Source organism: Klebsiella sp. YJ (assembly GCF_002108615.1).
In the GTDB taxonomy this organism is placed as follows: Bacteria; Pseudomonadota; Gammaproteobacteria; order Enterobacterales; family Enterobacteriaceae; genus Klebsiella; species Klebsiella planticola.
The window spans coordinates 1-10,453 of sequence record NZ_MTEG01000060.1 but is presented as its reverse complement, the minus strand read 5'-3'; the positions used below and the strand labels follow the sequence as shown (position 1 = coordinate 10,453).

Below are 10,453 nucleotides of genomic sequence, written 5' to 3'. Positions count from 1 at the left end.
GGTATGCAACGCATGACTCGGGGACCTTGTGGATTGCTGGTCCTTCAATGGTCGGGGACTTTCACCCCTTGATCTCTACCGGTCACCCGGCGCACACTGTTTTTATAGCCAGTATAGTAACATTGTTTTTTTTCAAATCCAGGCAGAACGTGAATTAATCAAATGGCTTCTCTTGCCTGTGCGTGGAACTTCGTTTACTGTTTTCGAAAATAGCCAGTGTTTTTGAACATGCCCCGGAGCGTCGTTGTTGAAAAGCCCAAATGCGCACAGTAGCCTGAGAGAAACCTATCTCCTGAAGTTCAGAAAGTGCAGTACGACTGAAACCCTTGACCGAGTGTTTGAGCGTATCCTGGATAAATTAAATGATGAAGGTGGGGATATGAATAAGATAACCAGCCTGAACGGAGCTTATGATCACCGCAGGGCTGAGATCTACATGAAAAAAAACTATGACAAAATACCTGCTTCCGTGTGGCATCTCATCCCCGATGAGATATGAATAATGTAATTAGACGCTGTTATTCCAGGTTTGATAAAAACGGATGATGTAGAATTCCTTTACTCATTTTTAACGAGGAATATACATGCGACGTAATGCACAAAAATGGATCCCGTTTGGATTTGATACGGATTCAAATAAAATTGTTGATATCGCCAGCGTTGAAAATGGGCTTTCGTGTAACTGTATCTGCCTCATCTGTGGGACCTCCCTGATTGCCAAACAGGGTCAAAATAAAAAATGGCATTTTAGCCACAGCACAGAAGTAAAAGGGGTTTGTAGTGAGCTCACACTACAATATATAAAAAAATACATAAAGGTGAAAATACAGGAAAAAAAATACCTTGCTCTCCCTCATCTTCTGCAGGGTAAGGAGAAAGGGATAGTTAACCTCAAAAATCTCGCTGGTGGTGGGATTGTTTGTGGCCTTAATGCTGACCTCACAGGGATATGCAACGATACGACAATCGGGATATTTATTAATGATACGTCGGAGGATATCCAGCCAAATCCAGACCTGTTAGCGCAAACAGACCAGCTGGCGCTGGTGGAGATCGATGCCGTTCGGATTGAAAGTATCATCGCTCCATATCGTGAGAATGGGGAAGGCATAAAGATGATGGATGCGATAGAAAAGTTACTTTTCACCTCAGATGAAGCCAAGCGGTGGATCTACCATCCCTTAATGCAGACAGCACCACCACATACTTTACATCAGTACAAACGCCACCTGAATGCCAGCGGCAACCAGCTGCTTTCTATGATTCCGGTAGATCTACCCATGAATATGAATTCGTTGCCTCTGGCACCTGCACAGCAATGGCAACATTTACGATGGACAATAGAAATACTCGCTAAACTTACCCGGCCGGATATACCTTCAGGGAGTACCGTTTTTGATGAACTGGTATCCTATGCACCGAGGATGCTGGATTCCTGGGAATCTATAAACGTACCCGCGTATGAACGTTGGTACGATTATTACATCAGTAAAAGGGGAGAGGGAGGACTGAATGAGGCGGAGCAGGAATACATTAGCTTCATAGTTAAAATCGCGAACTGGAACGTGTCTATACATAACTTACCAGAGTTTGATCGCGAGAGAGCTTTCCATGATTGGTTTCTCACTCATGATCCCAATAAGTGATCTTCTCAATCTGCGTCCGGTATCTTTTCCTAAGCCGAGGATGTAGATAGTAAAGCAGTTTCTCCGCAGTAGGTTTTCCACAGGATAGATCCAATAACTGATCCATAAAGGATCCAGAGAGTACCAAAAAGATCCCGGATCGCTGGAGGCCCTGTGCCGCTTGGCTTGGAAGGTGATCGGTGTCTATTGTATGCTACGAAATGTCTACTGTAATCTACAAACAGTCTACTGAATGCTATATATTGTCTATTGTGCGCTATAAAAGTGTCTACTGTATGCTATATTTTTGATGGTTATTCAAAACTTAGGGTTTAAGGGAAATGTCTAACAAAATCAATGAGTCATACCTAAATGTAGAAGAAATAAATCAGACTACTGGTGAAGTTATCACACTTTCTTCCACATCGGAGACCAGTGTACAGACAGTTCCTCTGATGCGTTTGGGGGTCTTTGTTCCAACATTAAAGTCGACGAACAAAGCGATCGCTAAGAAAAGCAATGTCGGATCAAACATCAACGCGTCAGACGATCTTAGGCATCTGGAGCTAGCCAAATCCGAAGGGTTTGAAAGGATTACCATTTCAGGTCCAAGGCTAGACATGGATACGGATTTCAAGGTTTGGACAGGAATCATATCGGTACTGACCGATAATGAACTCGAGTCTAACGAGGATGGGACTATCTCGATCCGATTTACTGAGTTTGCTATGCGATGTGGTTTTTCTCGTGGACGTCTGAAGGCTGAATTTCGGGAAAAAATCAAAGATTCGCTCAGGAAACTGATGTCTAATGTTGTTGAATTCTCCAAGGACAGAGGCACAAACATTGAAGTCACTAAATTTGTTCAGCTCATTGGTGAGTCAACCGTGGACATTGGTAATGACAAAGTTATCCTCACTCCGTCGAAAACGCTTAAGGATCTGTATGTTGGTGAATACAAGATCCTGCTTAAGCTGAGAGCCCTTAAAGCCCTTGCAAGGAAAGAGTCAGCCCAGGCCCTTTATACGTTCATTGAGGCTCTGCCACCTAATCCGATCCCTGTCAGCATTGAGAGGTTCAGGAAGCGTTTGTCCCTCACTTCCAGACCCGCTCTTCAGAATTCAACGGTAAGAAAAGCACTTAAGCAACTGGAGGACATTGGATACCTTGAATACCAGGAGCTTAAGGAAGGCAACAAGATAGCGTTTCAAATCATCAAGAGAAATCCCTCCCTGAAGTAGAAAGTCCTCCGACAATCGCTCTGAGGGGGCTTACGGGCCCTCTTCAGTCGAACCCGGGGATTGTTCTCTACAAAGTGCTATCGGATTGTACTATAAGGACTTCCCCGGCATGTCAAAGCCGGTATTTATGGTTTCTGTCTGCTCTTCAGTAAAAATAAAGGGGAGAGACTGCGGTACTATAAACGGCCATGATGAATCGTCATCGATTCGGGCCCTGATGAAAGACGCGCGTGAGGTTCTTGTTCGTTAAGCGGATACGTATATCCTGTACAATAGCCAGATAGGCCTCACGGGGTCTAACCCTTTATCATCAACGAATTGCAGGTCAGATGGTTATACAGCTTCGAGCTTTAGTTGACTGAGTACAGCCGGAAATCATCACCGTAATGTAGTGATGCCCAACACAGCCGCGCATTTTTGGCGGCGATGGCCACAACAGCCCGCCAGTACCCTCTGCGCTCAACCAACATACAAACCCAACGGCTGAATGAGTCAGTCCTTTTCCCGGCGCCAATAAGCACTGAACGAGCCCCCTGAACCAGAAGCGTTCGCAGATACGAATCACCGGCTTTTGTGATCCTGCCGAGTTTCGACTTTCCCCCGCTGCTGTATTGTGATGGCGTCAGCCCCAGCCAGGCTGCCAGTTGACGTCCATTTTTAAAATCATGTGCATTACCGATACTGGCGACCAGTGCACAGGCCGTTGTGGGACCAACGCCCTTTAGCTCCATCAGCCGCTGACTGCGATGATCTGTTTTGGCTATGTGGGACAAAATTCGGTCATATTCAGTGATGTTAGCTTCAATGCGATCAACGTGTTCCATCAAATCATCAACACATTGCTGAACCTGAAGCGGTAAAGAGCTCTTCTGCACAGAAACCATGTGGCGCAGGGCATCAGCACTTTGTGGCGCGATGACACCGAATTCAGATATCAATCCTCGCAGACGATTATACGTTGCTGTTTTCTCTTCGATAAAACCCTGACGGGTACGATGTAAACACTGCATGGCCTGCTGGCTTTCGTCTTTCACTGGTACGAACCGCATATGCGGACGACGAACAGCTTCACAGATAGCCTGAGCATCAGCTGCATCATTTTTTCCTGATTTTCCGGCCATACGATAAGGCGATACAAACTTAGCAGCCATCAGACGTGGCTCATGACCATACTGCCGAAACAATCTTGCCCAGTAGTGAGCCCCGGAGCATGCTTCCATCCCGATAACACAGGGAGGCAAACTTGCAATTAACTCAGGAAGTGCAGCACGCGATACTTTAGGCTTAACCAGAACAGTTCTACCATTTTGATCAACACCGTGAACAGCAAACACATTTTTAGCAAGATCGATACCGACAGTCGTGATAGTCATAACGAATTCCTCCGGGACGATGTGTACCCCATGATTGCACAAGAGTTAATCAGGCGCATAATCAGGGGAAGTCCCTTCCATTCGTTAAACACACCAAAAGTAACGCTGACATGTCGTAACACCTTCCAACTTCAGTGAAAGTTTTTGAAAACGTAGTGGCTCAGCTGAAACTGCCGGTGAATTTCACATCAGGTTCCTAAGAAGGAAAGTAACTTTTCTTTTTTGCCATGATGCATGAGCTTGTCTTCTGTTGCCTGTTTTGTAAATTCGTCTGGTAGAAAGTCTACTGTACGCGACATGCGAACCGCGATTAGCCCTACGGAATACAAATGTCTACTGTATGCGATATTTGAATGCTGTTGGTAAAAGCAGGTGGCCGTTAAAGACAGATGTCTATTGTACGCTACAAGTATCTCAATCTGGGGTGTGCTGCCGGGTGACGATCTACTGTATGCGGCACCCGGTTGAATGTTCGATCAGGTCCGCATTTATCGGTGGTGTATTGTATATGTCTACTGTATGCGGCCATTCACGCTATAGGGTATGAGCTGGTGGATAATGGCCTATCGTATTTCAATACTGCCATGGCTACAGAACAGGGGCGTTTTAATGATTGCGATCGCATATTGTCTACAGTATGCGACATGCGTCACAACCGGACACCGGTATACGTTTGCTGTTCTACAAGGACGATGAGAGGAGTTCTGACGTAGACCCGGATTATAGCGGCATGCATAACTACACCACGTATGAAGAACATGTGCGCTATGTAGAACTACCGCAGCATGAGCATGAAAATCATCATCACGATAAGGAGGGCACGGCAAGTGATGTTCTGGAACCAAAAAAAGAAAGAGAAAGCAGCAACCGGCAATGAAAAAAAGCGCTTCGATCACCTGCTTTCGGTGGCCGAGAAATTACCTGTCATGACGCTGCCTGATCTCATTCGCGCTATCGTGCGACCAGTACAGAGTGATTTCTTGCTGGCGGTAGCCGAGGAAGGAACAGATGCCCGACCAAATATGACCCCTGAAAAGTTCTTCTTTGAAGGGCTTATCCATGTGAAATCGTATGAAAAGATGAAAGAACATGAGATGGACGGCGCTGATTACCCGTTGTCACTGGCAAGTGATATGGTGCTGCCGTGGCCTTGGAGCCTACAACGCTTTATCAATAACGTTTCACGTATTGGAAGCTATAAGGGGAAGCCGTGGAAGCAGGATAATAGCAATCATTATGTTGAGCTATGGTTGCCCTGGCGTATTGGCTTTGTGGGTGGCGGAAATCATTCAATAACGGCTGGCATTCTGGCCGGAGAAGGGACGCTAATCCCTGAGCACGTTTACGATATGTCCTGGCTGTTTGAGCTGGTCCGAACGGACGGTAATCACTGGTTTGTTGACGATCATAAAGTCGAAGCGGTTAAGTCGGGGCGTTCAGCTGCGGTGTTTGAGATAGGGCGGCTATTAGTGGAAGGAGCTTAAGAATTTTGCTCGAACTGCTTGCTGAAGACGTTTACGTCACGATGATCCCTGTTAAGCCTGTGGCTAAGAATCTATGTCTACTGTATGCGACAATCACCGCATATCGGTTATGCCCAAATAGGGGAAGGTCTATTGTATGCGATATCGGGCTATGGTTGATCAGTGCTGGAGGCTACCTATTCGTGTCTACTGTATGCGACGGCCAACTCAAGTGGATATGCGCTAGTGGGAGAACGGTCTACTGTATTCGACGTGCCGTTAAATGGCCGTTCCTCGCCGGTTATGCAGGTTATGAACAACTGGTGTCTACTGTATACGCCAAGCCACGCACCGGTAGGTGCTGACAGGCAATGGTCTACTGTATTCGACGCCCGGTTAAATGGCCGAGAATCACTGGTTCTGCCAGGTATGAACAACGGGTGTCTACTGGATGCGACAAGCGAGACACCGGACCGATGTTGAAGGCAATGGTCTACTGTATGCGACGTGCGCTGAAATAGCCGATCCTTGCCGGTTATGCAGGTTACGAACAACTCTGGTGTCTACTGCATACGCCAACCCACGCACCGGTACGTGCTGACAGGCAATAGTCTATTGTATTCGATGCCCGGTTAAATGGCCGGGCATCGCCGGTTCTGCCGGGCAGGAACAACGGGTGTCTACTGGATGCGACAACCCACGTACCGGATAGGTTCTGAAAGGTAATGGTCTACTGTATGCGACGTGCGGTTGAATGGCCAGGCATAGCCGGTTATGCCTGGCAGGAACTACGGGTGTCTACTGGATGCGACAACCCACACACCGGGTAGGTGCTGAAGGCAATGGTCTACTGTATGCGATGTCCGGTTAAATGGCCGTTCCTCGCCGGTTATGCCGGGCAGGAACAACGGGTGTCTACTGTACGCGACAACTCACGCTCCAGGTAGGTGCTGAAGGAAATGGTCTACTGTATGCGATGTCCGGTTAAAAGGCCGGGCATCGCCGGTTATGCCAGGCAGGAACAACGGGTGTCTACTGGATGCAACAACTCACGCACCAGGTAGGTGCTGAAGGCAATGGTCTACTGTATGCGATGTCCGGTTAAAAAGCCGGGCATCGCCGGTTCTGCCGGGCAGGAACAACGGGTGTCTACTGGATGCGACAACCCACACACCGGGTAGGTTCTGAAAGGCAATGGTCTACTATATGCGATGTCCGGTTAAAAGGCCGGGCATCGCCGGTTCTGCCGGGCAGGAACAACGGGTGTCTACTGGATGCGACAACCCACACACCGGGTAGGTGCTGAAGGCAATGGTCTACTGTATGCGATGTCCGGTTAAATGGCCGGGCATGGCCGGTTCTGCCGGGTGGGAACTACTGGTGTCTATTGTATGCGACAACTAACGCACCGGTTAGGTGCTGTCAGGCAATGGGTTACTGTATTTGATGCCCGATTAAATCGCGGATCAGTGCCGGTTTTCCGTGGTGGAAAGAATTTACTGTCTACTGTATGCGACAACCAGTGAGACCTGGCAGAGATGGTAACGGTCTACTGTATCCGACGCTCTGCCTGGTAGCCGGGAAGCGCCAGATATGTTGTAAACCCACGTTTAATGTCTACTGTGTGCGACCCCAACATATTTGGCGAAGGTCTACTGTATTCGAGTTTTTGTTCAGGGGCCGGATAATACCGGTCGTACTGGTGGCTGACATAATGTGTCTACTGTGTGCGACAACCAGGGAAGCCTCGAGGGTAAAGGTCTACTGCATGCTACAACTATCATACTGGCCATTGGCTGGTATGTGCGGCTGTGGTGAGGTTATCCGTAAATGTAAGCTTTTTAAGGAAAGCTGGTGGAGGAAATCACTATTTCTATTGGATGCTATGCCATGGCCCGGGACTGGTCAGTATTGGAAGCACCAGCGTCGAAACCAGGAATGTCTACTGTAGGCGACAACGATCTAAATTTTGCATCGAGCGTTATTCTGGCTGCGTTGTGTCTACTATATGCGATACCCTCTGCTTCGTGATTAAAACTCAAACAAAATTATCAGGACATACCGAGGTTCCTGTCTTTTGTGTCGACTACAGTAGACCAGCGGGAAAAGAGGGGGGAGGGGTAACCTGTATACCAGAACGCAAAAGCTATAATTCAAAAGAGACAGCCACCTGCACTGAATCAGATCGGTTTCCTGATTTTTGTTTAACCTGATACTTAATGCTAATGTATGCGTACATTAGCTTTGGCTGAGGACAAGATTCGTGAGAGCTGAAACGAAAGAAGCTATGCGGATGTTTTTGGGGGGACGTTGCTACACGGCTAAACAACTCGAGAAGGACTATCTCTCTGAAGTGGCAGGTTACAGCGACGACCGCTGGGAAGCGCCGCAAAGAGCTGCCCGGCTGGCGGCAGCGGTAAAACGCTACAAAACCTCTGAGATGCTGCGTTTTATTTTTGCCACCATCGCGTATGATCCCGACCCGGATCTGACCCCGCTTGCCGTGAGGCGGCTGTGTCAGGCCTTGTTCGGCAGAACCGGTAGCCAGTGGCTTATAGTGGAAATTTTCGGGGTGAAGGGACGGCAGCACCGCAGCGATGACAGCACTCCGGAGGCCGTTGAAAAAATAGCAACCAGATATCGTCACGCCGCAGGGCTGCACTGGGCGGCAACTCTGGCGGAAATTGAGCGGGTAAAGCGCAACTATCAGACCCAGGTTAAGGCATCCAGGAAGGGAGAAGGGTAAATAACATAAATTTAAAGCTAATGTACGCATACATTAGCATTACGCTAAAGTGGCTATACCACCAGTTTTTGTATCCAGATGGCTTACTGACATGTTTCCTTGCTCGGTAATTCAGGTCTGAATGCGACAGGGGCCTACAGCACAGAACGGGATTGAGAACTGGAATGCGCTGGTCTGTTTTGCACCAGCGCTACGGGGTTTTTTATACCACACACAGGTTTCAGCTGGTGGGCATCACGGCAGCTACCTGAGCTTACTGTAGTGTTTTTGCCCAGCCCGATACTGTTTTATTGCAGCCTGTTGGCAGGCTACAGAGTCAGCCGGGGCGATGTCTGGATTTTCTTTCAGTGCGTCAATTGTGGCCTGCACCATGCCCTTGTCCAAACCCCATGTGGGGGAGGAGGGATTATTGGCTTCTAAAGGGACTTTCAGTTCCAGTACATCTCGTTTAGCACACGTTTTATTTGCCTGGTAAGTAAGGTCTGGGTCTGCAAGGATTTTAGCGGATACACCAAAACTCGCCAAAACCAGACACAGGGTGATACTTGTCGTTCGCATGTTTTATCCTTAGCATCGAATCGCGCGTACAGCTTGTAATCGGCGGCATTCGTGTTTGTCGGCTCACATTTGCCATGGCTCATTTTTATCATCCTTTGCGATAAGAACTTAACTCTGCCAGGTACCAGCTGCTGGCGCCATAAACGAATTTTTACTCCCGGTGGTAAAGCACCTCAGGCATCGTCATCCCGGAGTTCCAGGTTTTAATACGTAGTGAAGGTCTTGCTCAATACTCGCCGGACGGAATTATTCTTCTTCTTCATCACCGGCAGAGGCCAGCAGTGCTGGTATGCACTTTATAGCAGTCCACCCGGCGGGACAATTCATGAAAGCTGGTGGGATCGGACCATCACACTCAAAACGTAAGACAACATGCCTTATAGTCCTGCAAAGCCTTTGCCCCGGAGCGCCACGCTCTGCGTGGGTCGCGACTGTGCACATTTTCGGCATATTCTTTTTTTCTTTTTTTTTATTTTTTCTCTTTTTTTCGTCCGCGCGGCGGGGGCCGGGTCGGGCACGTTGGAGGTCAGGACCCTCAAAGGTATGTTGTCTTACGCATGTTCTTTTGAATCAGGAGAATGGCCATCGTTGGTGAGGAGGCTTATTCGTTCCCTCATATCGCACACAGTAGACATATCCCCGGCGCACCACCTCTGGTCCCTGCGCATATCCTTCCTGGTTGATCGGGCCTTTATGAAGCAGCGCCGGGTATCGGCAGGAGGGATACCGGAAAGCGGTTTGGACGTACTCAAGTTCTGAATGAATAACTGAAACTACGGTGATTGCACAGATTAATACCGGGATCAGCATCTGCGTCATCGCTCGGGAATTCAATACAACCAGGCAAACCATACTCAGGGTATAGGCGGACGGCGATGACCCTGAGTTCTCAGCTGGACGGTCTGATATGTGCCAAAAGCGAATGTTACTTATCCTGACTATGCAAAAGACAAACCGCAGCATCTATGCGTCCAGTAGTGCTTCAATATCAGCGGACATGATTGCCGTGAGTTTTAGGGTAATCTTTTCTACAGGCCAATCCCACCATGCCAGCCTCTCCAGTGCCAGAATGTTTTCATCTGTGAAGCGTTTTTTAATGACCCTGGCCGGATTACCACCGATAACTGAATAAGCGGGAACATCAGAGGTAACCACTGAACGTGATGAAATGATTGACACGTTGCCGATCTTAATACCTGGCATAATCAGCGGCTAGTACCCAATCCATACATCATTACCCGGCTTTGTTGAATAAATCAGATTTCGGGTAAGTCTCCCCCGTAGCGGCTTGTGTTTTCAGGCAATACGCACGCTTTCAGGCATACCTGCTTTCGTCATTTTGTTCAACGCACGCACCATGGCCATAGCTTCCGCTACCTGACCATCGTAGTCACGCAGCGTCAGTGAATCTCCCAACAACTGCTTCATTCTGTACATTGCCGTTTCC

At 48.2% G+C, this 10,453-nt stretch carries 7 protein-coding genes and 3 pseudogenes; 6 read left to right on the top strand and 4 right to left on the bottom strand.

Annotation, left to right across the window (positions count from 1 at the left end; translation table 11 throughout):
• Nucleotides 1-244 precede the first annotated feature (244 nt).
• The 3 genes from BV390_RS29455 (at nucleotide 245) to BV390_RS29445 (ending at nucleotide 2,866) form a co-directional block, all read left to right on the top strand.
• Nucleotides 245-499 (top strand): Hha/YmoA family nucleoid-associated regulatory protein, encoded by a 255-nt coding sequence (locus tag BV390_RS29455; protein ID WP_023287185.1) that lies wholly within the window; start codon nucleotides 245-247, stop codon nucleotides 497-499.
• An 85-nt stretch (nucleotides 500-584) separates the two neighbouring features.
• On the top strand, nucleotides 585-1,646 hold the full coding sequence (locus BV390_RS29450) for a hypothetical protein (protein WP_085397610.1): 1,062 nt from the start codon (nucleotides 585-587) through the stop codon (nucleotides 1,644-1,646).
• 320 nt (nucleotides 1,647-1,966) lie between these two features.
• Nucleotides 1,967-2,866: a RepB family plasmid replication initiator protein gene (locus BV390_RS29445; RefSeq protein ID WP_004026560.1), complete on the top strand. Its 900-nt coding sequence runs from the start codon at nucleotides 1,967-1,969 to the stop codon at nucleotides 2,864-2,866.
• 350 nt (nucleotides 2,867-3,216) lie between these two features.
• Here the strand turns inward: BV390_RS29445 and BV390_RS29440 are convergent, their stop codons facing one another.
• The gene (locus BV390_RS29440; protein ID WP_000156887.1) at nucleotides 3,217-4,239 is read right to left on the bottom strand and encodes an IS110 family RNA-guided transposase; all 1,023 of its coding nucleotides are present in this window, start codon (nucleotides 4,237-4,239) and stop codon (nucleotides 3,217-3,219) included.
• Nucleotides 4,240-5,066: 827 nt separating this feature from the next.
• On the opposite strand from BV390_RS29440, the gene BV390_RS29435 reads away from it, so the two are divergent.
• Nucleotides 5,067-5,723, top strand: a complete 657-nt coding sequence (locus tag BV390_RS29435) for a DUF6710 family protein (RefSeq protein WP_023287188.1) — start codon at nucleotides 5,067-5,069, stop codon at nucleotides 5,721-5,723.
• 2,242 nt (nucleotides 5,724-7,965) lie between these two features.
• Nucleotides 7,966-8,448, top strand: coding sequence for a hypothetical protein (locus tag BV390_RS29425; protein WP_206098738.1), 483 nt, complete (start codon nucleotides 7,966-7,968; stop codon nucleotides 8,446-8,448).
• Nucleotides 8,449-8,691: 243 nt separating this feature from the next.
• Here BV390_RS29425 and BV390_RS29420 read toward each other — a convergent pair whose 3' ends face one another.
• Complete coding sequence (locus BV390_RS29420; protein ID WP_023288299.1) at nucleotides 8,692-9,006, bottom strand: hypothetical protein; 315 nt, start codon at nucleotides 9,004-9,006, stop codon at nucleotides 8,692-8,694.
• Nucleotides 9,007-9,713: 707 nt separating this feature from the next.
• Here BV390_RS29420 and BV390_RS29410 point away from each other — a divergent pair.
• Nucleotides 9,714-9,871, top strand: a pseudogene (locus tag BV390_RS29410) (helix-turn-helix domain-containing protein); the annotation flags it as partial.
• Between the two features lie 98 nt (nucleotides 9,872-9,969).
• On the opposite strand, the pseudogene BV390_RS29405 reads toward BV390_RS29410, so the two are convergent.
• Together BV390_RS29405 and BV390_RS30980 are read right to left on the bottom strand one after the other, a co-directional pair.
• Nucleotides 9,970-10,254, bottom strand: a pseudogene (locus BV390_RS29405) (LbetaH domain-containing protein); the annotation flags it as partial.
• A 48-nt stretch (nucleotides 10,255-10,302) separates the two neighbouring features.
• Nucleotides 10,303-10,453: pseudogene (locus tag BV390_RS30980) on the bottom strand (IS5/IS1182 family transposase); the annotation flags it as partial.